Source organism: Microbulbifer sp. ABF4_143, assembly GCF_056160225.1.
The window spans coordinates 65592-89657 of the sequence record NZ_JBSWWT010000012.1; the positions used below are offsets into that span (position 1 = coordinate 65592).

20 protein-coding genes are annotated in these 24066 nt (G+C 64.6%); 11 read left to right on the forward strand and 9 right to left on the reverse strand.

Features of this window, described 5'->3' with window-relative positions:
* Positions 1 to 34 precede the first annotated feature (34 nt).
* The 7 genes from ACXAF3_RS11130 to ACXAF3_RS11160 all read left to right on the forward strand — a co-directional run bounded on the left by ACXAF3_RS11130 (position 35) and on the right by ACXAF3_RS11160 (position 8242).
* Positions 35 to 2131, forward strand: coding sequence for a TonB-dependent receptor (locus tag ACXAF3_RS11130; protein ID WP_475112373.1), 2097 nt, complete (start codon positions 35 to 37; stop codon positions 2129 to 2131).
* A 118-nt stretch (positions 2132 to 2249) separates the two neighbouring features.
* Positions 2250 to 3152: an acetoacetate decarboxylase family protein gene (locus ACXAF3_RS11135; RefSeq protein ID WP_475112374.1), complete on the forward strand. Its 903-nt coding sequence runs from the start codon at positions 2250 to 2252 to the stop codon at positions 3150 to 3152.
* Positions 3153 to 3180: 28 nt separating this feature from the next.
* Complete coding sequence (locus ACXAF3_RS11140) at positions 3181 to 4128, forward strand: SDR family NAD(P)-dependent oxidoreductase (RefSeq protein WP_475112375.1); 948 nt, start codon at positions 3181 to 3183, stop codon at positions 4126 to 4128.
* A gap of 39 nt (positions 4129 to 4167) precedes the next feature.
* Positions 4168 to 5349 carry an acetyl-CoA C-acyltransferase gene (locus ACXAF3_RS11145; RefSeq protein WP_475112376.1) on the forward strand — a complete coding sequence of 394 codons (1182 nt, stop codon included), beginning with the start codon at positions 4168 to 4170 and terminating at the stop codon, positions 5347 to 5349.
* On the forward strand, positions 5349 to 6371 hold the full coding sequence (locus ACXAF3_RS11150) for a UDP-glucose--hexose-1-phosphate uridylyltransferase (RefSeq protein ID WP_475112377.1): 1023 nt from the start codon (positions 5349 to 5351) through the stop codon (positions 6369 to 6371). Before ACXAF3_RS11145 ends, ACXAF3_RS11150 begins: the two co-directional genes overlap by 1 nt.
* A gap of 17 nt (positions 6372 to 6388) precedes the next feature.
* Positions 6389 to 7201: a sugar phosphate isomerase/epimerase family protein gene (locus ACXAF3_RS11155; RefSeq protein WP_475112378.1), complete on the forward strand. Its 813-nt coding sequence runs from the start codon at positions 6389 to 6391 to the stop codon at positions 7199 to 7201.
* Positions 7202 to 7249: 48 nt separating this feature from the next.
* Complete coding sequence (locus ACXAF3_RS11160; protein WP_475112379.1) at positions 7250 to 8242, forward strand: fatty acid desaturase; 993 nt, start codon at positions 7250 to 7252, stop codon at positions 8240 to 8242.
* On the opposite strand, the gene ACXAF3_RS11165 is transcribed toward ACXAF3_RS11160, so the two are convergent.
* From ACXAF3_RS11165 to ACXAF3_RS11190, 6 genes are read right to left on the reverse strand one after another with little or no spacing between them, the layout of a single operon-like run.
* Entirely contained in the window at positions 8239 to 9348 is a 1110-nt protein-coding gene (locus ACXAF3_RS11165; RefSeq protein ID WP_475112380.1) for an aldose epimerase family protein, read from the reverse strand. The genes ACXAF3_RS11160 and ACXAF3_RS11165 overlap by 4 nt on opposite strands.
* Before the next feature lie 19 nt (positions 9349 to 9367).
* Positions 9368 to 10561 carry a galactokinase gene (gene galK / locus ACXAF3_RS11170; RefSeq protein ID WP_475112381.1) on the reverse strand — a complete coding sequence of 398 codons (1194 nt, stop codon included), beginning with the start codon at positions 10559 to 10561 and terminating at the stop codon, positions 9368 to 9370.
* Between the two features lie 4 nt (positions 10562 to 10565).
* Positions 10566 to 11435, reverse strand: coding sequence for a phytanoyl-CoA dioxygenase family protein (locus ACXAF3_RS11175; RefSeq protein ID WP_475112382.1), 870 nt, complete (start codon positions 11433 to 11435; stop codon positions 10566 to 10568).
* Positions 11436 to 11470: 35 nt separating this feature from the next.
* Positions 11471 to 13186 carry a class I adenylate-forming enzyme family protein gene (locus ACXAF3_RS11180; protein WP_475112383.1) on the reverse strand — a complete coding sequence of 572 codons (1716 nt, stop codon included), beginning with the start codon at positions 13184 to 13186 and terminating at the stop codon, positions 11471 to 11473.
* 26 nt (positions 13187 to 13212) lie between these two features.
* Positions 13213 to 14208 (reverse strand): Coq4 family protein, encoded by a 996-nt coding sequence (locus tag ACXAF3_RS11185; protein ID WP_475112384.1) that lies wholly within the window; start codon positions 14206 to 14208, stop codon positions 13213 to 13215.
* Complete coding sequence (locus ACXAF3_RS11190) at positions 14192 to 15583, reverse strand: GH1 family beta-glucosidase (protein WP_475112385.1); 1392 nt, start codon at positions 15581 to 15583, stop codon at positions 14192 to 14194. Before ACXAF3_RS11190 ends, ACXAF3_RS11185 begins: the two co-directional genes overlap by 17 nt.
* Positions 15584 to 15755: 172 nt before the next feature.
* Here ACXAF3_RS11190 and ACXAF3_RS11195 point away from each other — a divergent pair, with 172 nt between their 5' ends.
* A complete protein-coding gene (locus tag ACXAF3_RS11195) occupies positions 15756 to 16571 on the forward strand; it encodes an SDR family NAD(P)-dependent oxidoreductase (RefSeq protein WP_475112386.1) in 816 nt (271 codons plus the stop codon).
* 222 nt (positions 16572 to 16793) lie between these two features.
* On the opposite strand, the gene ACXAF3_RS11200 is transcribed toward ACXAF3_RS11195, so the two are convergent.
* Complete coding sequence (locus ACXAF3_RS11200) at positions 16794 to 17618, reverse strand: SDR family oxidoreductase (RefSeq protein WP_475112387.1); 825 nt, start codon at positions 17616 to 17618, stop codon at positions 16794 to 16796.
* A 195-nt stretch (positions 17619 to 17813) separates the two neighbouring features.
* On the opposite strand from ACXAF3_RS11200, the gene ACXAF3_RS11205 reads away from it, so the two are divergent.
* Positions 17814 to 18476, forward strand: a complete 663-nt coding sequence (locus ACXAF3_RS11205; RefSeq protein ID WP_475112388.1) for a TetR/AcrR family transcriptional regulator — start codon at positions 17814 to 17816, stop codon at positions 18474 to 18476.
* Positions 18477 to 18676: 200 nt separating this feature from the next.
* Here ACXAF3_RS11205 and ACXAF3_RS11210 read toward each other — a convergent pair whose 3' ends face one another.
* The gene (locus tag ACXAF3_RS11210) at positions 18677 to 20485 is read right to left on the reverse strand and encodes an acyl-CoA dehydrogenase (RefSeq protein WP_475112389.1); all 1809 of its coding nucleotides are present in this window, start codon (positions 20483 to 20485) and stop codon (positions 18677 to 18679) included.
* Between the two features lie 240 nt (positions 20486 to 20725).
* Between ACXAF3_RS11210 and ACXAF3_RS11215 the strand changes: the two genes are divergently transcribed.
* Positions 20726 to 21733 (forward strand): helix-turn-helix domain-containing protein, encoded by a 1008-nt coding sequence (locus ACXAF3_RS11215; protein ID WP_475112390.1) that lies wholly within the window; start codon positions 20726 to 20728, stop codon positions 21731 to 21733.
* 60 nt (positions 21734 to 21793) lie between these two features.
* Positions 21794 to 23200: an MFS transporter gene (locus ACXAF3_RS11220; protein ID WP_475112391.1), complete on the forward strand. Its 1407-nt coding sequence runs from the start codon at positions 21794 to 21796 to the stop codon at positions 23198 to 23200.
* On the opposite strand, the gene ACXAF3_RS11225 is transcribed toward ACXAF3_RS11220, so the two are convergent.
* On the reverse strand, positions 23197 to 23874 hold the full coding sequence (locus ACXAF3_RS11225; RefSeq protein WP_475112392.1) for a TetR/AcrR family transcriptional regulator: 678 nt from the start codon (positions 23872 to 23874) through the stop codon (positions 23197 to 23199). The genes ACXAF3_RS11220 and ACXAF3_RS11225 overlap by 4 nt on opposite strands.
* Between the last annotated feature and the right edge of the window lie 192 nt (positions 23875 to 24066).

Sequence of the window (24066 nt, forward strand, 5' to 3'; positions counted from 1 at the left end):
CCACACAAGGTCCCACCCAAACGAGTGACCACCAATGAAACTGCTCCGTAAAAAACTACCGCAACTTCTCTGCCTGGCCGTCTTCGCCGGCCCCCAGCTGTCACTGGCTGCCGGTTCTGCGCCAGGCGACGATCTGGAAACCGTCTCGATCACGGCGACGCGCAATCCGCAGATACTGAAAGACCTGCCCGCGAGCCTTTCCGTGGTGGATGGCGAAGCGGTACGGCTGGTAGCGCCGGTGCATATCAGTGAAGTGACCAACCGCATTCCCGGTGTGTGGGTCACCCGTGGCAACGGCCAGGAGCACCTGACCGCGATACGCTCTCCGGTGCTGACCGGTGCGGGTAGCTGCGGTGCCTTCGCGATCAGCGAGGAGGGCATACCGGTGCGCGCCACCGGTTTCTGCAATGTGAACCAGCTGTTCGACCTGAATACCGAACAGGCGCAGCGCATCGAGGTGCTGCGCGGGCCGGGCACGGTGCTCTACGGTTCCGATGCGCAACACGGGGTGATCAACATCGTCACGCCGGCGCCAACGGACGCGGCGGAGACGCGCATCGGTCTCGAGTCCGGCGCCAACGACTATGCGCGCATCCGCTTCAGCCACGGCAACAGCTTGGGCGCGCACGGACTCCGTATCGATTTCAACGGCGCCAGCGACGGTGGCTACAGGGATGACTCCGGCTTCGACCAGCAGAAACTGACGGCGCGGCACGATTTCCGCGGCGAGCGCTTGAATGTCAGAAGCCTGCTCAGCCTGAGCAATCTGAACCAGGAAACCGCCGGCTATGTGTCCGGTGAGGACGTCTACAAGGACGCCGGGCGCAAGCGCGAAAATCCGAATCCGGAGGCCTTCCGGGACACGCGCTCGGCGCGGCTGCAGTCGCGCATCGACTTGGCCCTGTCGGAAACCGCCGCGCTACAGGTGACGCCCTACGCACGCTTTACCGACATGGCCTTCCTGATGCACTTCCTGCCGGGCACGCCGCTGGAGGAAAACGGGCAGCGCAGCTTCGGGTTCCAGTCGGCCTATTTCGCCGGGCTGGATGCCGCCCTGGATCTGACCGCCGGTATCGATGCCGAGATCACCGACGCCTGGCTCAAACAGAGCCAGCAGGGGGGCTTCTCCTCCTTCCCCGCCGGACGGCACTACGACTACAGCGTGCAGGCGCTGATGGCCGCTGCCTTCGCCTCGCTGGACTACCAGCTGACACCCGAGACGGCGCTGTCCGGTGGCCTGCGCTACGAAACCCTGGAATACGACTACAAGAACCGCATGATCAGCGGCAACACCGCGGAAGACGGCAGCCAGTGTATCAACGGCTTTACCGGCGCGGTGGGCTGCCGCTACACACGCCCCGATGACAGCCTGGACCGCTTTGGCAACCTCTCGGTCAACCTGGGGCTGGTGCACAACTATGCGGAAAATCACGGGCTCTTCCTGCGCCTCGCCCGCGGCGGCCGCGCGCCCCAGGCAACGGAAATGTACCGCCTGCAGAACGGGCAGATGGCAGCGGACCTGGACTCCGAATCGGTGCAGAGTGCGGAATTTGGGTTGCGCGGACAGTATGCTTCCCTGGGTTACAGCGTTGCGGCCTTTTACATGGAAAAAGACGATGTCATTTTCCAGTCGGCCGACCGTCTCTACCTCAGCGATGGCGAGACGGATCACCAGGGGCTGGAATACCAGCTCGATTGGCAGCTGGATGGGGCGTGGAGCCTGGGCCTCTCTGGCACCCTGGCGCGCCACCGCTATCTCGCCGATGTCAGTGTGCCGGGCGTCGCCGAGACAATCGCCACCCGCGGCAATGACGTCGTCTCTGCGCCCAGGCGCCAGCACGCCCTGCACCTGGGTTGGAACCCGGGCGCGGACACCAGTGCCGAGCTGGAGTGGCTGCTGATGGGCCGCTATTACACCGATCTGGAAAATGCCCACGAATACCCCGGGCACCGGCTGTGGAATCTGCGCCTGCGCCATCAGCTCAATCCGGCCCTGGCGTTCGGGCTCAGAATCAAAAACCTGATTGATATCGATTACGCCGAGCGTGCAGACTTCTCTGCCTTCGGCGGCGAGCGCTACTTTATCGGCGAGCCCCGGTCGCTCTACGTCGATATGACCCTGACATTCTGACTGCGGAGCCGCCCGGCGGTGGACATCCGGTGTCATGGCGCCAGCCAGGCGTATTTCTACAATGGTCCCTCAAGGCGTGCGGCCTTCGCCGTGCGCAGCGGAAATGGCGGGGACTTCCATGGATACGACCAAGCGCAGGCGCGGGGACTTGGATACCGCGCGGGCCGATAAAAAGCCCGACGGCGAAAACTCACAGTTCATCAATCCACTGAACAACGCCGGTGAATATTCAGCGCCGGGTTCGCTTCGGCAGATGCCGGTTAGCTTCGGTGCCCAGCCCGGCGGTATGGCGGCGCTGGTGTACCGGGAGACGGTCACTGCGTCCGCCCGCTACAAGACCGACGGCGAAAGGCTCGCGCGGCTGCTGCCGCCGGGATTCACGCTGCTGGGCAATGAAATCATGGTGGCCGCCATGATGAACCGGGGTGTCGAGTGGATGGGCGGCGAGCCCTATAATATTCTCGCGGTCAATGTACCGGCCCGGTTTACCGGCACACAGGACGATATCAGTGGCTGGTACAACCTGGTGGTGTGGGAAGACAATGCCACGCCGATACTGCCCGGGCGCGAGGGCGCCGGTATTGCGAAAATTCCCGCATCGGTGGAGGCGTTCCGCTTCGACGGCGATCAGATGCGCACCTGGGCGCACCGCAACGGCCACAGTTTCTGCGATCTGCATTTCACCAATATCCGCAAGGCCAGCGAGGAAGAGGCGGCGTTTATCGACGGCGAATTTTCCTCGATGAACTGGATGGGCTGGCGCCACCTGCCCGCGCTCGGTGCCGGCGGCGGCGCCGACCTCTCCCACGCGACTCTCTTTCCGCAGGAATTCACCAGCAGCGCCATCAGTCTGGCGGATGCCGAGATCGCATGGACACCGCCGCCGCTGTGGAAGCTTCCCACCCAGGCGCACATCATCGAACAGCTGGCAGCGCTGCCGGTGCTGGAGGCTTCCGGACAGGCGGTGTTGATGGACGCGCGCTGCGTGCTGCGCTCGGATCTGACGCGGGCGTTGATCTAAGAAACCAAATACCTTCAGGGGGCAGAGAATGGCAGTAGATTTCAACGGCAAGGTGGCCATAGTGACCGGCGCCGGCAATGGCCTCGGCCGCTCGCACGCGCTGGCGCTGGCGGCGGCGGGGGCCAGGGTGGTGGTCAACGACCTCGGCGGAGACCGCAGCGGCGTCGGGCAGTCGTCCGCGGCGGCGCAGGCGGTGGTCGATGAAATCAAGGCCGGTGGCGGCGAGGCCATCGCCAACGGGGCGAATATCACCATTCCCCAGCAGGTGGAAGCCATGGTGGCCTCCGCCATGGAGGCCTGGGGGCGGGTGGATATTCTGATCAACAACGCCGGTATCCTGCGCGACAAGTCCTTTGCCAAGATGTCGCTGGAGGATTTCCGTATCGTCGTCGACGTGCATCTGATGGGCACGGTGAACTGCTGCAAGGCGGTGTGGGACATTATGCGCGCACAGAACTACGGGCGCATTCTGGTGACTACCTCCTCCTCCGGCATGTACGGCAATTTTGGCCAGTCGAACTATGGCGCGGCGAAGATGGCGGTGTTGGGCCTGATGAACACCCTCACTATCGAGGGGGCGAAAAACAATATCCGCGTGAACGCCCTGGCACCGACCGCGACCACGCGCATGACCGAGGAGCTGGTACCGCCGGAATTTGCCGGGCTGCTGTCTCCGCAGGCGGTGACCGCCGGCGCGCTGGCCATGTGCGCCGAGGATGCGCCCAGCGGCGAAATTCTCTGCGCCGGTGCGGGCTGCTACGCGCGGGCGAAGATGTTCGAAAGCGAGGGGATTTTCCTGCCGCCGGAGGCGCGCAACCCGCAACAGGTCCAGGCCCACTGGGCGCAGATCAGCGCCGGCGAGGGGCAGCAGGCCATCGCCTCGGGGCCGGCGCAGACAGAGCGCTTTATCCGCAAGGCGGTGGCCGGGAGCCAGGCCGCCGCAGCGCAGACGCCAGCCGCCGCCGATGAGGCGTAATACACACACAAGAGCGCATCAGAGCAACAGGAATAGCCGATGAAAGAAGCCGTTATCGTCGCCGCAGCGCGCACCCCGATCGGCCGCGCCTACCGCGGCGCCTTCAACAACCTGGAGTCGCCCAGCCTGAGCGCCCACGCGGTGCAGGCGGCGATCAGCCGCGCCGGCCTGGACCCGGCGGAAATCGACGACTGTATCTGGGGCGCCGCGCTGCAGCAGGGCACCCAGGCGGCCAATCTGGGCCGCCAGGTGGTCGCGGCGGCGGGCCTGCCGGTCAGTGTCGCCGGCATGAGCCTGGATCGCCAGTGTTCCTCCGGCCTAATGAGCGTCGCCACGGCGGCCAAACAGATTCTGGTGGACGGCTCGCCGATCGTGCTCGCCGGGGGCTGTGAGTCGGTGTCCCTGGTGCAGAACGACAAGCTCAACCTGCACCGGGTGGCGGACCCGATGGCGGTCGCCAATGTGCCCAATATCCATATGCCGATGCTGGACACCGCGGAGGTGGTGGCCAACCGCTACAACATCAGCCGCGAACAGCAGGATGCATACGCGCTGCGCTCGCAACAGCGCACCGCCGAGGCGCAGGCCGAAGGCCGTTTCGATGACGAGATAGTGCCGGTGACCGCGGAACAGGTAGTGGTGGACCGCGAGACCGGCGAGCAGTCCCGGCGCAAAATCACGCTTAGCCAGGACGAGGGCAACCGCCCGCAGACCCGGCTGGAAGATCTCGCCGCGCTGAAACCGGTGCGCGACGGCGGCTGCATTACCGCCGGCAACGCCTCGCAGCTTTCCGACGGCGCCGCGGCGCTGATCCTGATGGAGGGCGGGGAGGCTGCGCGGCGCAACCTGAAGCCGCTGGGTCTCTACCGCGGCATGGCGGTGGCGGGCTGCGAGCCGGACGAGATGGGAATCGGCCCTGTGTACGCGGTGCCCAAGCTGCTCAAGCGCGCCGGCCTGAAGATGGACGATATCGGTCTGTGGGAATTGAACGAGGCCTTTGCGGTGCAGGTGATCTACTGCCGCGACAAGCTCGGCATTCCCGATGAAAAGCTGAACGTCAACGGCGGGGCGATTTCCATCGGTCACCCCTACGGCATGAGCGGCGCGCGCATGGTGATGCACGCGCTGATCGAGGGCAAACGCCGCGGCGTGCGCCATGTGGTGGTCACCATGTGTGTGGGCGGCGGCATGGGCGCGGCGGGGCTGTTCGAAGTACTGTGATGGATCTGCCCCACCGCCGTTACAACCCGCTCACCGGCGACTATGTGCTGGTTTCGCCGCAGCGCAACCGGCGCCCCTGGCAGGGACAGGTGGAGGCGCCGCCGCCCGGCGAGCGGCTAGCCCATGTCGAGGACTGCTACCTGTGTGCCGGCAACCGTCGCAGCGGCGGAGTCCGCAATCCGGACTATACGGGCGCCTTTGTTTTCGACAACGACTTTCCGGCGCTGCTGGATGAAAGCGAAGCAGTGCAGAGTGCCCACCCACTGTTGCGCGCGCAGCCGGTCATGGGGCGCTGCCGGGTGATCTGCTATTCCCCGGCCCACCATCTGAGCCTGGCGCAATTGCCGCAGGCGGCTATTCGCGAGGTGGTCGCCACCTGGGCGGCGCAGTTTGCGGAGCTGGGCGAAAGCTACCGCTGGGTGCAGGTCTTCGAGAACAAGGGCGCGATGATGGGCTGCTCCAGCCCCCATCCGCACGGACAGATCTGGGCCCTCGACGCCCTGCCCAGTGAAGCGCGTCGGGAGGACGACAACCAGCGCGCGTATTTCGCGCGCCACGGCCGCGCGCTGCTGCTGGACTATGCGCAGCTGGAGGCGGAGCTGGGCGTGCGCACCGTGGTGGAAAACGATCACTGGATCGCCGTGGTGCCCTACTGGGCGGCCTGGCCGTTTGAAACCCTGGTGCTGCCGAAGCTGCCCCTGCAGCGGCTGGAGCAGGCCGGCGCGGCGCAACAGGAAGCACTGGCCGGGCTGTTGAAGCGCCTGCTGGTGCGCTACGACAATCTGTTTCAAACCGCTTTCCCTTACACCATGGGCTGGCACGGTGCTCCCTATTCCGGTGGCGGAGAGGAGGTATCCCACTGGCAGCTGCACGGACACTTCTATCCGCCATTGCTGCGTTCGCACAGTGTACGCAAGTTTATGGTGGGTTTCGAAATGCTGGCGGAGGCGCAGCGGGATCTGACCCCGGAGCAGGCGGCGCAGATGCTGCGCGACTGCCCGGAACAGCGCTTTGACGAATAAAGGTAGAGCGAAAGAATATGCGTCTGGATTTTTTCTGCACCTACTGGGGCTACAAACACATTCCGATGCCGGAGTTTCTCGCCAGGGCCGCCGAGGCGGGCTACCGCGGTATCGAAACGCCGATTCCCGACGCGCGCCGCCAACAGGCGCTGGTGCACAAGCTGCTGGAAAGCAGCGGCATGGAGCTGATCGCCCAGGTGGTGATGTGCAAGGCGCCGGACTACGCGGCGTACCGGGCGCAGTATCTGGATGAGGTGGAGGCACTGGCGGAGCTGCGGCCACGGCTGATCAACTGCCACACCGGGCGCGACTATTTCACCCGCGAGCAGAACCTGGAACTGATCGGCGCCGCCGAGTCTATCGCCGAGCGCCACGGCGTGCCCATAGTGCACGAAACCCACCGCGGCAGATTCAGCTTCAACCCATGGACCATCGAAGACTATCTGGCGGCGCTGCCGCAGCTGCGCCTGACCGCCGACTTTTCCCACTGGTGTGTGGTCAGCGAATCCCTGTTGGAGCACCACGACGAACTGATCCGGCGCATAGCACCGCGCTGTGGCTATATTCACGCGCGGGTGGGCCATGCCAACGGCCCGCAGATTGTAGACCCGCGCTGCAAACACTGGCAGGCGGAAGTGGAGCGGCATCTCCACTGGTGGCAACAGATTATCGACAGCCTGCCGGCACTGGAAAAACTTGCGATCACGCCGGAATTCGGCCCGGCCACCTATATGCCGGTGCAGCCCCACAGCCATGAGCCCCTGGTGGATCAATGGGAAATCAACCTGTTTATCAAGCAGTTGCTACAGGAGCGGTTGTCGCCGGGCTGAAGGGTGCCCGTGCGGAAACGGAAATTCGGCCGACAAGAGGAAAGGGCGATGAAAAATAGCGAAGAAAACCTATCCATACGCTGGTACAAAACCCCGCTGGACCGGCAGGAGTTTCGCACGCTGCTGGAAAAGAAAAATGGCCCGGGCCTGTTTATCGTCGCGGTCACCCTGGCACTGCTGGTCAATTTCGGTTACCTGGCCTACGTCACGCTAGGCACCGTCTGGAGTTATGTGTTTTTCTTTATCTACGGCACCCTCTATGTGTTGTCGAGCATGGCGGCCATGCACGAGACCCACCACCGCACGGCCTTTAAAACGCCCTGGCTGAACGAGGTGGTGAACTGGGTTTCCGCATTTATGATGCACAAGGAGGCGCGCTACGATCGCTGGCGCCACCTGCAGCACCACGCCTACACCCTTTACGAGGGCAGGGACCCGGAATTCGTGGTGGCCCGCCCGCCCACCAATCCCTGGCTGCTGCCGTTTGTCAGTGCGCTCTTCTATCCCCGCGAGCTGTTGATGCCGTTTATTCACGCCACCGGCTGGCGGCCCGGCTATATCGACGAGCGCATCAACGCCAAGCAGTGGCGCGAAATCGTCTGGTCCTCGCGGCTGTTTGTTGTGGCGGTGCTGGCACTGGTGACCTGGTCACTGCTGGCGCAGACCTGGCTGCCGCTGGTATTTACCCTGTTCGCGCCCTATTACGGCGGCCTGCTGGCCAACCTGGTGATACTGACCCAGCACACGGCGCTGGCCATCAATACCCCGGACCACCGCAAGAGCACGCGCACCGTCTATATGAATCCGCTGCTGCAGTTTTTCTACTGGAATATGAACTTCCACACGGAACACCACATGTACGCGGCGGTGCCTTTCTACAGCCTGCCGAAACTGCACCAGATGGTGAAACACGATTACCCGGAGCCGGTGGATGGTTTTATCAATGCATTGAAGCTGGTGTTTCCCGCCTGGCAGCGCGTGCGCCGCGCACCGGAGGACTATATCAGGGTGCGGCTGCCGGAAGCGGGAGAGGCTCCTTAGAAGGGAGCGTTGCAGGTGCTGAAACGGTAGCGGCTGGTGTGTCGGTAGGTCTGGCCCGGGCGCAGAATCACACTGGGAAACGCCTCGCGGTTGATCGCGTCGGGAAAACCCTGGGGTTCCAGGCACAGGCCCTGGTGGCGCTGGTAGCGAAAGCCCTGTTTGCCGCATTCGCTGCCGTCGAGAAAATTGCCCGAATAGAATTGCAGGCCCGGCTGGTCCGTATACAGATCGAGGCGGCGCCCACTGCCCGGGTCCCTCAGGCTCGCGGCAAAGGCGACCTCGCGTTGTGCCCCACTGTCCAATACAGAAGTGCCCAAAACATAGTTGTGATCGAAGCCCTGCGGCAGTTGGGCGAGCCCGCTGCCGATCAGCCGGGCTTCACGAAAGTCCATTGCGGTGCCCGCCACCGGCAGCAGGCGGCCATCGGGAATCAGGCCTTCGTCCACCGGCAGGTAGTGTTCGGCGGCGATCAGCAACTGCTGCGCCGCGACCGAAGTGCCCGGGTTCAGGCTCCAGTAGGTGTGGTTGCTCAGATTGATCGGCGTGGGCCTGTCGCAGCGGGCGTGGTAGCGGATTTCCAGCGTATTGTCTGCGCCCAGGCTGTAGATCGTCGACACCTGCACTCTACCCGGGTAGCCCTCGCTGCCGTCCGGGTCGATCAGCGAAAACGCCACCGCCGGCGCGCCCTTGTCTTCCAGAAGTATTTTTCCGTTCCAGCGGCGGCGGTGATAGCCCGCGGGGCCGCCGTGCAGGTGGTGGGGGCCGTTGTTGGTGGCCAGCCGGTAGTCGCTGCCATCGAGCCGGAAGCTGGCCCGGGCAATGCGGTTGGCCACGCGGCCGACTGTGGCGCCGTGATAGGCTCCGGAGCCTTCATAGCCTGAGAGATGGTCGAAGCCGAGGGCGATATCCGCCGGGCGGCCGTCGCGGTCCGGCGCCCACAATTGCAACAGGCTGGCGCCGTACTCGCACACCACCACCCTCAGGCCGCTGCGATTGCTGAGCACAAAGCGCCGGATTTCGCTGCCGCGATCGGGCCCCCGGCGCAGCCTGCCGAAAGGCGTAATTTCCTCGACCGAAACAGCCTGGGTCGCGCTGGCCTGAGTCATGGTGGATTCCTGTCGGCGCTCAGTGGTTTTCCAGCGGGCCGGCGCCGTCGGCACTCTGCACCGGATAGATTTCCGCGCGGGTGCCGGTCAGCTCGCGGTAGCGTGTGGCGCAGTGGCGGCTGAAGGCGTCCACCGAATCCCGTTGCACAAAGGCCAGCATGCAGCCGCCGAAGCCGGCGCCGGCCTGGCGAACGCCCAGTGCGCCGGGCGCCTCGCCGGCGGCCCGGTACATGGCTTCCATCGCCGGGATGGTGATCTCGTACAGATCCCGCGCGCCGGCAAAGGAAGCCGCGCAGAGTGCACCGAGGCTGGCGGCGTCGCCGTCGGCGAGGGCCGCGGCCAGTTGCTGCACGCGCGCATTCTCCTCCAGCACGAAACGGCAGCGCCGCGCGACCCGCGGCGGCAGCTGGTGCTCCAGTGCGGAGAAGGTTTCGATATCGATATCGCGCAGGCTCTGCACGCCGGACACCAGCCTGCCGAGGCTGTGCACACCGGCGGCGCAGTCGGCGCGCCGCTCGCCGTATTCGGAGCCGGACAGCTGCCGGTGGGTTTTGGTATTGCAGACAACCGGCTGGATATCCTCCGGCAGCGGCGCGTAGCTGTGGCTCAGCGCGCGGCAGTCCAGCAGCAGCAGCGAGTCCTTTTCGCCCAGCACCACGCTGTACTGATCCAGCACACCGCAGTTGACGCCCACTATCTCGTTCTCGGCGCGCTGGCACAGCAGCGCCATCTGCACCGGCGGTATCGAGAAACCGCCCAGCTGCGCGAACAGGGTGGCGGTGGCCGCTTCCAGGGACGCGGAGGAACTCAAACCGCTGCCGATCGGCAGCACGCCGTGCACCAGCAGATCGCAACCGCCGATCCCGTAGCCTTCGCGGGCGAGAATGGCGGCGGTTCCCTGCACATAGGCCATCCAGCCGCACAGCGGCCTGGCCATGATGTCGTCGGCGGCAAAGCCGCCGGCGCCGTCCACATTCAGGGATTGCATCCGCACGTGGCCGTCACTGCGGGGCGCGGCGGCGATCCAGGTGTCGCGGTCTATGGGCACCGTGAGTACGAAACCCTGGTTGTAATCCGTGTGGCTGCCCATGGCGTCTACACGCCCGGGCGCGCGCACCCACAGCGACGGCGCGCGCCCGAAGCGCGCGCGGAATTCCCGCGCCACCAGTTCGCGGCGTTGCTGGCCGTTTTGCAAATTGACTGACTGATCCATGCCGTCAACGCCCCTGCGTCGGGTCGCGGTGATAGACAAGGGGATTCAGCGGGCTTGCCACCAGGTCGCCGGGGGCGAGCCCGGGCATCCAGCGTTGCAGGTCGCGGCGCTGGTTGAAATTGACCGGTTCCGTCACCCGGCAGCCGTCCGCCACCCAGATGATCGTCATGACCTCGCGCATGCGCGGGCTGCTGTTGGGCGGTGCCGCGTGCAGGGTCCAGCCGCTGTGAAAGGTGGCGTCGCCGGCGCGCAGGCTGGTATCGCCGCTGATGGAGAAGCCGCGCTCGCGGATATACTGCTCGAACACCGCTTCGGACTCGTCGGAGATGGGCTGATCGCCGAGGTAGCCCTCCCGGTTGGAGCGCGAGGCGAAGTGCAGAATGCCCATGTCCCGGCTCAGATCCACCAGCGGCATCCACATGGTGATGGTCTTGTCGGTGTCCACCGGCCAGTAGTGCTGGTCCTGGTGCCAGGGGGTGTGGCCGCCGCCGGGTTCCTTGAATAGCGCCTGATCGTGGTAGATGCGCACGCCGTCGACCCCCATCAATTCCGCGGCGATCCTGCCGTAGCGGCGCGCCAGAACATAGGGGCGGATACCCGGGTCCTGCACCCACAGGTTCATATGCTTCTGGAAGGCGCGCTCGTAGGTGTTGCGCTCCGCCAGCGGCGGCAGCGGCTTTTCATTGGCGCGAATGGCCGCGTCGACTGCCGCGCGCTGCTCGGCTATCTGCTCGCTGTTCGCCACCTGCTTCAGGGTGGTGTGCCCATCGCGGCGGTAATTTTCGATGGCGCTGGCGTCCAGCGCATAGTCCTCGTCCAGCCAGGCCGGGGTGGCATTGGATCGGATGGCTGTGGATACAGTGTGGTCAGACATAAGGGGTTCCTGAAATTTTCCGCTCGGGATAAAAGTCATGCGCTGACGCTTTCCGCCAGCCGCTCGCGCAGGCCGGGCTTGTGAATCTTGCCGGTGGCGGTGCGCGGCAGCGGGGTTTCGCTGATTTCGAAATGCTCGGGAATCTTGAAGCGCGCAATCTTGCTCTCGAGCATCTGCGCAAGCTCGGTGATACAGACTGGCAGGCCGGGTTTGGGATAGATAACGGCCGCGACCTTTTCACCCAGGCGTTCGTCGGGCAGGCCGATCACGGCGGCTTCGGCCACCGCCGGGTGGGCATAGATGGCCGCTTCCACCTCCAGGCAGCTGATGTTCTCGCCGCCGCGGATAATGATGTCCTTGAGGCGATCGACGATGTACAGCAGTCCCAGTTCGTCCAGATAGCCGATATCGCCGGTGTGGAACCAGCCATCGGTAAAGGCCTTGCGGGTCGCCTCCGGGTTGTTCCAGTAGCAGAGAATATTGGCCGGACTCTTGATACAGATTTCGCCCGGCTCGTTGGGCGGCAGTGTGCGGCCCTCGCCGTCGACGATTTTTATTTCCGTCACCGCCGGCGTTACCGGGCCGGTGGAGGCGGGCCTGGCTTGGTACATGGCGCCGGAGATTACGCAGCCCAGGCCGTTGGTTTCGGTCAGCCCGTAGGCGGCGCCGGCGTTCAGACCGAAGTCCTCGGCGATGCGCCGCGCGTGCTCCGGCGGGCGCGCGGCGCCACCGGCAAAGACCTCCTCCAGGCTGCTGGTGTCGTAGCGGGAAAAGGCCGGGCTGCCGAGCAGCTCCTGGGACATGGTGGGCACACCGTTGAAGTAGGTGATGCGCTCTCGCTCGATCAGCTGCAGCGCCTGTTCCGCACCCCACTTGTACATCAATACCAGCTTGCGGCCGCTGGCGATGGAGAGCAGGAAGATGGCGTGGGAGCCGGTCACATGGAAAAAGGGCACAGTGACCAGGGCGGCGAGTTTTTTGTTGGGATCGGTGAGATCCTCGCCGAAGCCGGCGGCGTGGTTGGCCACACTCATCAGCGCCCAGCTCATCAGCGCGGACAGAATACCGCGGTGGCTCGACAGGGCGCCTTTCGGGCGGCCGGTGCTGCCGGAAGTGTAGAAGATGGTCGCCCAGTCGTCCGCGCCGACTTCCACCGGGGGAAAGGTGTCGCGCTCCTGCGCCAGCAGGGTGTCGAACGGTGTGGCTTCAACCGGGGCGCTGTCCGCCGGCGATTCGGGCGCGTGTACCAGGGCCAGGCCGGTATCGCGGCGGAAAGCCAGCAGCCGTTCCAGGCGCGGACCGTCGCCGATCAGCAGTTTTGCCTCGCAGTCGCGCAGCGCATAGTCGAGCTCTTCGCCGGTCCACCAGCTGTTCATGGGGACTGCGACGGCGCCGATGGCGGTGATCGCAATAAATGCAATGCACCACTCGGGGTTGTTGCGCATGGCGATAGCCACGCGCTCGCGTTTCTGTATGCCGCAACGGTCGCGCAGACTGTGGGCCAGGGCGGCCGCGCGGCGGTAGACCTCGGCAAAGCTCAGGCGCTGCTCGCGGTAGACGAGAAAGTCCCTGTCGCCGTGCAGCTGCATCATCTGGTAGAGCGCACCCAGGGTGGCGGGCGCATTCCGGTAAACCTTGTAGACGGTGCCATTGATTGCTTCTTCGCCCAGCTGGAACTGGCCGCCATCGGTGGTCAGCCGGGATACCTCGGTGCGGATTTTTTCGATGGACTCTGCGAGACTGTGTGCCATAGCGCCCCTCTCAGTTTCGTCAATTTTTATTGTGTGCTCGAAGCCGCGCTGGAGTACGGCCGTTCCGACTGCGCGCGCGCCAGCGCCTGCTGCAGTTTTCGTGCGCGCTGATCGGGATCCTCCTCCCGCGCGGCTATCTGGCGCAGCGTTTCCTGGAGCTCGGCGCTGGCGCGCATAAAGTCGCGCCAGTGCACCCCGCTCTCGATGACTTTCTGACTGAGGGCCACGCGCTCGGCGCCCTTCTTGTCCACACCGAAGCCGGTGGCGAACTTGCGTCCGATCCACGAGTGGCTGAGCCAGCCGCGGGTGCTGAACCCCTCGGGCAGCGGGCGTATGCCCAGATACTCGCGCACTTCATCGAGCGGGCGGGGAAACAGTTCCTCGTAGGGGTAGGAGTGAGGCGGAAACTTGCTCGCCGCCTCGCGGCCGCGGTCGTAGGCCTCGTGCAGCAGCCTGCGCCATTTGCGAAAGCCCACCTTGGGGATGATGATCAGGCTCAGAATACCGAAGGGGCCGTACATGGCCAGCCATTTGGGTACGCCGGTCAGCCCCTGGATGTAGAGGATGTTGAGCATTTCGCCGCTGAGATCGGTGCCGTAGCCGGAGAGAATGTGCGAGGGATCGTGGTCGAACAGCTGGCGCTCCAGATACCAGCGCTGGTCCTCGTCCAGTTCGATGGAATCGTAAAAGCCGTCCCGGTAGGCGAGCCCGGCGAGCAGGTAGGCCGGCGCTATGCCCGGTGCGCTCATCATCTGGTAGTAGGCGTGGCCGAAGCTGCCCTCGGGCATATCGCGCAGATTGTGCAGCTGGCAGGCCTCGCCAAAATCCGGCTTCTCCTGCAGCAGGCGCCGGCCCACCGGGTGCGCGCGCATCTCTTCGATCTCGCGCAGTATCTGCGGCCCGGAAAGATAGATTTTGGCCCGCGGCACCTGCTTGGCGCCGCCCTCGCTGACCGGGTTGATCATCCAGCGCAGGGCGGCGTACAGGCCGCGGAAATAGTAGCGTTTATGCAGGCTGATCATCGGCTGGCTCCAGTCCGTTGCGGGCGATAAGGTCGCGGTACCAGTATCCGCTGTCCTTTACGATGCGTTCGCCGCTGGCGTAGTCCACATAGACGAGGCCGAAGCGTTTCTGCAGCCCCTCGGCCCACTCGAAATTGTCGAGAAAAGACCATTGCAGATAGCCCAGCACCGGGCAGCCGTCGCCGATGGCCCGGTGCAGCGCGCGCAGGTACCGGTCGAGAAAGTCGATGCGCGCCGGATCCGCCACCCGCGGCGTGCCGCCGCCGGCCTGCGGGTGGTCGTCGAGGGCGCAGCCGTTTTCGGTGACCAGCAGCGGCAGCCGGTAGTCCTCGTACAGGCGCGTCAGTACCCGGTAGAGGCCCTCGGGATAGATCTCCCAGCCCATATCCGTGTAGCGCGCGCCGGCTATTCGGTGATCCATCTCGGTGCTCACCCCCGAGGGCACCTGCGGGTCCGGTCTGACCCAGTAGCGGGTGTAGTGGTTGACGCCGAGAAAATCCGTGGGGGTGGCGATGATTTCCGCATCGCCGTCGGCCGCCAGCGGCGCCATGGTGTCGCGCAGCAGCGGCGGATATTCGCCGCGCAGTACCGGGTCCAGGAACAGGCGGTTGAAGGCCTGGTCCGAGTATTCCACGGCCTGGGCGCCGGCGGCGTCCAGCTCGATGCTTTCGAACAGCGCCTGGTGCATCACCAGACCCACCCTGCCGCCGGACACATTGTCGCGCACCCGCCGCACGCCCTGGCCGTGGGCGAGATTCAGGTGGTGGGCGACCCTGAAATAGGTATCCGGATCGCGAATGCCCGGGGCGTGAATTCCCAGCAGGTGGCCGTTGAACGCAAAAATATTCGGCTCGTTGAGCGTGAACCAGGTCTTGACCCGGTCGCCGAAGCGGCGGGTGGCGAGGTCGGCATAGTCGGCGAAGGCCTCTGCGCAGTCGCGCCCGGCAAAGCCCCCCTGTTCCTGCAGTGCCAGCGGCAGATCCCAGTGAAACAGCGTGGCCATGGGCTGAATATTTTTTTCCAGCAGCCCGTCGATCAGACGATCGTAAAAACCGATGCCCGCGGCATTCGCCGTGCCGCGCCCTTCGGGCAGCAGGCGCGGCCAGGCGATACTGAAACGGTAGGCCTGCAGCCCCAGCTCCGCCATCAGCGCCAGATCCCGCTGCCAGTACTGATAGTGATCGCAGGCGATACTGGCGTCACTGCCGTCGGCAATGGCGCCGGGGCGCCGGCAGAAATCATCCCAGATGGAGGGGCCGCGCCCGTCCCGGTTCAGGGCGCCCTCTATCTGAAAGGCGGCGGTGGCACTGCCCCAGATAAAGTCCGCGGGAAACTGCAGTGCCGCCGGCCGCCGGCCAGTGTTTTTCTCGTTCATCTCGTACTTTTGCTTCGGTTGTTATTGTGGTTGTTGCGCCCGCGGCTGACGGTGCGATTGTGGCAGCGGCCGTTTTTTGATAATGTTGGTTGTCAATTGAAAAGAATTATTTTCATCTTATCTTAAACCCATAGAAGCCGGCAAGTACGCGGCGGTGCCACAGGAGGCAGAGATGCATATTTTGGTGACGGGCGCGGCGCGCGGCATCGGCGCGGCGGTGGTGCGCCGGGCCCTGGCTGTGGGGCACACGGCGGTGGCCTGCGATCTGGACGGCGAAACCCTCGCGGCCACCTGGGCGGAGACCGGGGGGGTGACCCTGCGGCAGCTGGATGTGGCCGATGCCGACGCCTGGCAGCAGGTGTTTGCCAGCGTCTGGGCGGAACAGCCGGTGGACGTGCTGGTGAATGTGGCCGGCGTACTGCGCGCGGGTGTCACCGGCGAGCTGCAGGCGCGGGAAGTGGCGCTGCAGTTTGAGGTGAATACCCTGGGGGTGATTTACGGCACCAATGCGGCGGCGGCGCTTATGGTGGAGCGGGGCCGCGGCCATATCATCAACGTGGGCTCCACCGCCGGGCTTTTTGCCACACCGGGCAATGCGGTGTATGCCGCCAGCAAGCACGCGGTGCGCGGCTTTACCATCGCCGCCGCCGGCGACCTGCGCCCCCGCGGCGTGGATGTAAGCCTGGTCGCGCCCACGGCGGTAAAAACCGCCATGCTCGAAAGCCAGCGCGGTGATCGGCGTGCGGCGCTCACCTTCGAGGGCAAGCGCGCGCTCAGTGCAGACGAGGTGGCCGACGCCATTGTCACGCGGGTGATGGAGAAAAAGCCGCTGGAGCTGTATCTGCCGGGCTCGGACTACTGGACCGGCAGGCTGTGCAGCGCCTTCCCCGAGTTTTTCCTCAGGGTTGCGGAAAAAGCGCGGGAAAAAGGCGTGCGCAATTTCAATTCTGCCGCCTTTGGTACCGGCGAGGAAGTCTCAGGGCAGTAGCACCCCGCCGGTTGGTACAAGCCGCATAGACTCGTTTGGCGATCCCCCGGGCTTCCCTAGCTCGGGGATTTCGAAACGCTGCGAATACATCCCTGCACTCTCCGCCGGCGACGTCCATGTCGCCGACGGTTCGAAATCCCCGTCCTGGCACTCTGCCTTCGATTCCGGCACACCGCTTCGTTCGCGGGTTGCGCAATCAGAGAATGCGCCTCCCTGTAACCCTCAGGTCAGCCCGTATTCCCGCCGCAGCAGCCAGTCCCGCAGTGCCGTTGGCAGTGCCGCCAGGGTACGCAGCAGGGTGTTGTTGCCGCCCGTGGCGACGATGCGCGGGGCCTTCTTTTTCAGCAGGGCCGGGGCGACCCGCCGGGCGAATTCCTCGGCGCTCATGGCGGTGGCCTCGCCCCCCTCGAAACGCTTGCGGATGCCGGCGTAGAAAGGCCGGTAGCGGGATTGCGCCGATTCGAAAGCGGTGATGCCCTCGGCGGAGCGGGTCTCGATTTCGGTGCGCACGGCGGCGGGCTGTACCGTGGTCACTTCGATATTGAATGGGTACAGCTCCATGCGCAGCACGTCAGAGAACATATGCAGGCCCGCCTTGGTGGCGCAGTAGGTGGCGGTAAAGGGCGCCGGCAATTCGCCGACCACGCTGCCCACATTGACGATGCGGCCGTAACCCTGATCCGCCATCAGCGGAAATACCGCCTGCACCGTGGCGATACAGGCGGTCAGGTTAGTGTCCACCAGCCGTTTCAGCTTGTCGAAGTCCGCTTCCACGGTGGGGGCGGTGCTGCTGATGCCGGCGTTGTTGATCAGCATATCGATAGCGCCGGCCTCCTGTTTTACCCGTGTGATCGCGCGGGCGATGCTGTCCCGGTCGAGGACATCCAGCTGCAGCGGAATCAGGTTTTCCCCGGCGATATCGGCGAGGGTCTCCTCGCGCCGCGCGCTGGCGAAGACCCGGCAGCCGCAGTCCGCCAGCGCCAGGGCCAGGGCGCGGCCGATTCCGGTGGAGCAGCCGGTGATGAGTACCGTTTTTATTGTCTTCATAGGGTGAACATCCTTCCTGTAAAATGCGCCCGCCTGTTGCGGCCGCGGTTGGCTTGAACCCGGTTGCCCGCGCGGGCTCCGCCGCCGGGGCCCGGGAGTGCGTGCATTTGTTTTTGTGAAAAGATATATTTTCGCTTCTGTTGCCGGTCAGAATGCCGGCGACCCGCGAAATTCGCCCGCCCCGAGGTCTACACCATGAACAACTCCTCCAAAATCACCGAGCTGCTGCCGGCGGGAGATCTGTCCCGCGGGGTGGGCAAGCGCCTGACCAAGGAGCAGCGCGACCTGGAGCGCATCGAGCGCATGACCGTGGCCGCCTTCGAGCTGTTTACCGAGCTCGGCTATCCGAACACCACCATCGAGGCCCTGTGCAGCCAGGCGAATGTGTCCACACGGGATTTCTACAAGCTGATCAAATCCCGCGAAGCGCTGCTGGAGCGCGTGTATATGCGCGTGATCGACTATGTGGAAGCCTGTGTCGCCATCGCGCTCGAGCAGTCGCAGGGCGCGAGCGACGAGGCGCGCCTACAGGCCGCTGTCGACGCCTGGGTGCACGCCTACACCAACGACCACCGCTATGCGCGCCTGTCCTATATCGAGGTGGTCGGGGTTTCCGATTCCATCGAGCGGCTGCGGCGCGAGGCGCACCAGCGTTTCGCACGGCTGATCCGCGCCGAGTTCGACCGCCGCGCGGCGGATCCGGCCCGCGCGCTGGACGGCAAGCTGCCGCTGGCGATCGTCGGCGCCTGCAACGAGCTCATCATCGACTGGATGAGCGAGTCGCCGCGGCCCCCGGCGGAGGCGCTGGCCCGTGAGGTAAAACAGCTCTACAGCATCATCCTCAAGGGGCTGGAATAACAATCCGGCAACCAAACAGGTTGCTGGCGCGAGCCCTGGAAATACAAGCGAGTCCGCGCAGTTGCGCCAGTATTTCGAGGGCGACAATCCAATAGGCGAAGGATCACCTATTGGATTACCGGGTTAATAAAAAGGCAGGGCCGGGCCCTTGGCCCGGGTCCTGCGAAGCACGACGCTGTCGCGGCGGTTACTCTCTGCTGTCAGAACCACTCCGGCTGCATATCGAAGAAGGTGCCCTCGGCCTGGCGCGCGAGCTGCAGCCAGTTGGGGGCTTCGATCAGTTCGTGGCGGAAGAAATACTTCATCGCCTGTATCTTGCCTCGGTAAAAATTCTGTTCCTGTGGATGCAGGTTTTTGTCGCGCAGCTGGCGCGCGGCCACCAGGGCCTGCTTCAGCCACAGCCAGGCCACGACCACATGACCGGAGGCGGCCAGGTACTTCACCGAGTTGGCGAGCGCCAGATCCACGGATTTTTCCCCCATGGCGGTGAGTATCGCGACGGTGGCGCCGCGCCAGTCGGCGGCCTGGTTTTCCAGCGCGGCGGCGAACTCCGCCAGTTCGGCAAAGTCGCCGGCCTCGGCGCAGGTTTGCGCCATCTCGTCCAGTATCGCCCGGAAGCCCGCCTGGTCGTTCTGCATCACCTTGCGCCCGAGCAGGTCCAGCGCTTGGATGCCGGTGGTGCCCTCGTGAATCGGGTTGATGCGGTTGTCGCGGTAGAACATCTCCACCGGATGCTCGTTGATATAGCCGTGGCCACCCAGTACCTGGATGGCAAAATCGTTGGCCTTGAGGCCGTATTCCGACGACCAGGTCTTGATGATCGGGGTCAGGAAATCCAGCAGGTCCGCGGCGCGGCGGCGCTCGGCTTCGCTGTCCGCGGTGCGGGTGTCGTCGTCCAGTTGCGCCCCCAGCAGGCACAGCGCGAAGGCGCCCTCGGCGTAGGCCTTCTGCGCCAGCAGCATACGCCGCACATCCGCGTGCTCGATGATATTCACCGGCCGTGAATCGGGATCCTTGCACGAGGGCTGGCGACCCTGCGGGCGCACTCTGGCGTAGTCCAGCGCGTACTGATAGCCGGTCAACGCCAGGGCCGCGGCGCCGGTGCCGACCATAATGCGGGCCTCATTCATCATGTGGAACATGTAGCTGAGGCCCTTGTTTTCCTCGCCCACCAGATAGCCCACGGCGCCGCCGCGGTCGCCGAAATTGAGCGCCGTGGAGATCTGGCCGCGTCCACCCATCTTGTGGAATAGGCCGGACAGGGCCACGTCGTTGCGGGCGCCGAGGGAGCCGTCATCGTTGACCAGGTATTTGGGCACGATGAACAGGGAGATGCCGCGGGTGCCCCTGGGGGCGCCTTTCACCCGCGCCAGCACCAGGTGCACGATGTTTTCGTTCAGATCGTGGTCGCCACCGGAGATAAAGATCTTGGCGCCGGTGATGCGGTAGCTACCGTCGTCTGCGCGCTCGGCACTGGTGACCAGATCCCCGAGCGCGGAGCCTGCGCCCGGCTCGGTGAGCGCCATGGTGCCGGCGAAGCGGCCCTCGCGCATGGGCCGCACCCACTTCTCTATCTGCTCCGGCGTGCCGTAGATTTCGATCAGGTTGGCGTTGCCGTTGGTCAGCGCGGCATAGCCGGATATGGCGCTGCCGGCCGCGGTGAGCCAGGTGTAGGCCACCGAGTTGACGATGCGCGGCAGCTGCATGCCGCCGAGCTCGAAGTCGGCGGTGGCGGAGCCCAGGCCCGCGTCGAGTATGGCGCCGTTGGCCGCCTTGATCTCGTCGCTCAATACCACCCTGTGGCCGTCGAAGTCCGGCTCGCGGGTGTCTACCTGGCGGCGGATCGGCTGCAGGTACTTTTCCGCCACTGTTTTCGCCGTCGCCAGGGCGGCGTCGAAGGTTTCGCGGCTGTGCTCGCGATAGCGCTCCCGCCGGCACAGGGCCTCGGCGTCGAACAGTTCGTAGAGCATAAAGCGGATATCGCGTTCACTGAGTATCGGCGCTGCCATGGAAACCTCGATAATGAATGCAAATGGAAACAGACTTGGAATGGGCGGGATATTGCCTCAGTTGTGGCCAGCGCCCCATGACATGGGATGTCGGGCGCAGCGCGCTTCGAGCGGCCTGCGGCGCGACCGCGGGGATTTGCGGCAAAAAGGCTCGATATTGCGCGGGAAAAACTGTTAGTATCTTTGGGAAAGAAATCTTTTCACTTGAAATTAATAATTTTAAAAAAAGAGTGAATGTCGATGAACGCGCCAATGATCAAGCTGCCGCAACAGAAGCTGCGCGGACAAAAATCCCCGCCGTCCGTGATCCGCGCCCGGGGCGGCGCCTCACGCGCCGGCGACAGCCGATACGCCGTGCCGCCGGCGGCGACAGGAGAGCCGGGCGCGGGAAACCGGGGCCGGGGCGGGCCGCCGGAGGAGCGCTCCGGCAAGGAGGCCTTCGGTCGCTTTCTGCGTTTCTGGCGCGGCGTCTTCGGCCTCAGCCAGGAGGATCTGGCCGAGTTGCTGGACTGTTCGCCGCGCCACGTCAGCCGCCTGGAGAACCTGAGCAGCCACCCCAGTGAGTCCCTGGTGCAGGACCTGTGCCGCGTGCTGCGGCTCGGGCGGCGGGATTCCAACCACCTGCGTATCGCCGCCGGCTTCGCGCCGGAGGAGCCGCGGGTGGATTTTTTCGCGCCGGAATACCGCTGGCTCAGAAAGGCCATGGCAATGAACCTGAAGGCCCTGGATCCCTATCCCACGGTACTGCTCGACAGCTCCGCCAGGGTCGTTATGGTGAACCGCGGTTGGGTGCGCTTTTTCCAGCCCATAGTACCGGCGGCGGCACTGCAGAATATCGAGAACTATTACGAGTTTCTGTTTCACCGCGACGGGGCGGGCAGCAAGCTCAGCAACTGGGACGACACCTTTTCGGTGGTGTTGATGTCGATCGCTCAGCACGCCCTGTTCAGTGATCGACCGGAAGACCGCGAGGTGGTGGAGCGGCTGCAGCGCAACCCCTATCTGCCGGAAGACTGGCAGCGCCGCGCGGCGAGAATGGAGCCGATGACCAGCTTCCGCCTGCAGGTTTCGCTCGCCGGCGGTTTGAAAAAGTTTTTCAGCGTGATGAGTACCGTGGGGGCCATGGGGCCGGCTGAATATAATTCAGAGCCCAACCTTTCCATCCACACCCTCTATCCGGAGGATGAAGACTTCGATCTTTCGATGTTTTCCGCCGAGGCGGTGGATCACCCGCTGGTCGCCTACTGAGTGAACGCGGCAGGCCCTGTGCCGAGTCGATAACAAGAATAACTGCAGGAGCAGAACCCGATGAAGTCAGCAGCAGGCACGGAGATCTCCCCCCGGTTGCACCTGGTTTACGGATTGCCGCAATTTGCCATCGCCTATGTGACTCTGGCCATCGTCAATTTTGCGCCGGCCTTTTATGCCTCGGAAATGGGGCTCTCCATGCTCGCCATCAGTTCGATGATGCTGATTTCCCGCGGCCTCGATGTGGTCACGGATCCGCTGATCGGCAGTCTCAGCGACCGCACCCGCTCCCGCTATGGCAAGCGCAAACCCTGGATCGCGGCGGGTATCCCGGTGCTGGTGCTGGGCGCCTGGCTGCTGTTTGCTCCCGATGACGGGGTGGGGGCCGGCTACTATCTGCTGTCGATTTCGGTGCTGTTTCTGGGGCTCACAATGGTACAGCTGCCCTATATCGCCTGGGGCGCGGAGCTGTCATCCGATTACGACCGCCGCACCGCTATCACCAGTGTGCGCGAGCGGATCGGCGCCCTCGGCAGCGCCGGCGCGCTGCTGACCGCGTTTGCCTTTTCCGCCGCCGGTATCCACACCCTCGGGCCGGTGGTGGGCACCATGGCGCTGGTGATCACTTTGGCGCTGCCGCTGCTGTTCGCCATTGCGCTCTACTGGGTGCCGGCGGAGCCGCCGCTCGCGCAGGCACAAAACGCGGTGCCTTTTTTCCGCGGCGCGTTGATTGCATTCAGGAATCCGGTGTTCCGGCACTTTGCCCTGGGTATTTTCATCCTCTATTTTGGCCTGGCCCCCGGCGGCGCCCTGAGCTGGTTTGTGTTTGATCATTATTTCGGCCGCCCGGACCTGTTCGCGCTGACGATTCTGCTGGAGTTTGCCGCCAGCTTTATCGGCCTGCCCCTGTGGACCGCCCTGTCCACGCGCACGAGCAAGCATCGGGCACTGGCGCTGGCGCTCCTGTGGGTTGCGGTGTGGACCGCGCTGGCGCCGCTGGCGGCGCAGTTCGGCGTCTGGCCGATGATCGCGGCGGTGGTGCTGCGCTCCTTTGCGCTGGGCGCGCTGCTGATGCTGCCATTTTCGATGATGGCGGATGTGATCGATCTCGACCGGCTGACCACGGGCCGCAACCGCACCGGTGTCTATATGGCGTTCGGGGGCATAGTGATCAAGCTGGCGATTACCGTCGGGGTGTCGGCGTCGCTGGCGCTGCCGGGGCTGTTCGGCTTTGACCCGGCGGTGAAAACCAACGGCGCCCTGGCGGAATTTTCGGTGCTGGGCACCTTCGCCTGGCTGTCGGCGGGGCTGTTTCTGCTGGCGGTGCCGGTCATGCGGGCTTTTCCCCTGAGCCGCGCCCAGGTGGCGGAGAACCGCAGGCGCCTGCAGGCGCTCGCCGGCGAGGCGCCGCGACAGACAGCGGAAGGGCCGAATGGTGACGGCGCGCCTGCCGGCGCGTCGTTTTAATTGCGCTGCGAGCTGAACTTCCCTTTGAAGTCCCCCAGGAACAGGGCGATGATCGCATCGCAGTGGGCGTCGATCATCTTCTCGCTGCGGATATCCAGTCCGTGTACGGCGCGGATTTCCTCGCTGGCCAGGAAGGGGTGGTGGATGGCACCGAGAAAGGCGTACTCCACCAGAATCGGGCTGAGTCCGCGGAAGTAGCCGCGCTTCTGCAGTTCGGTGATGCCCTCCTGAAACTGCCGATTCGATTCGCGGATCACATGCTGCACCGCCCAGGCCAGGCGCGGATTCGGCGCGGATGCCTCGCGCATGGTCATCTTTATGTACTCCGGGTACTTGGCGGCGTGGTGTACATAGGCGCGGATCCACCGGGCGACATCTTCCAGAGTGGGATCGGCGTCGCCGCTGAACGGCGGTGGTGGCAGGTCGTTGGAGAGGCGCTCGTGGGCGTACATTAACGCCGCCTGCCACAGGCCTTCCTTGTCATTGAAGTAGAACTTGATCAGTCCCTGGCTGACTTTGGCCCGGTCGGCGATGCTGCGCCAGGTGGCGCCCTCGAATCCGCGGTCTGCGAATTCCTCGATGGCGGCGAGTATCACGCGTAATTCACGGCCCTGCTCTTTCGTTTCGGCGTTTTTTACGCGCGCCCTTTTTTGCGCCGGTTTCTCTCTTTGCATGATTTCAGCCACGGATATGGACCCTTGTGGTGGTTGGCGGTTGCCCGCCCGACCGCGTGCCGCGCGGGGGCAGCAACGCCTCCCGGCGAGCGCGGGATTTTACTGAATCGCTCTGGGGGTGAAAACAACAGCCGCCGGTGCCGGAATCGGGTTGGCGGTGTGCAAGGGAACCTCTGAATAACTCCATAGCCT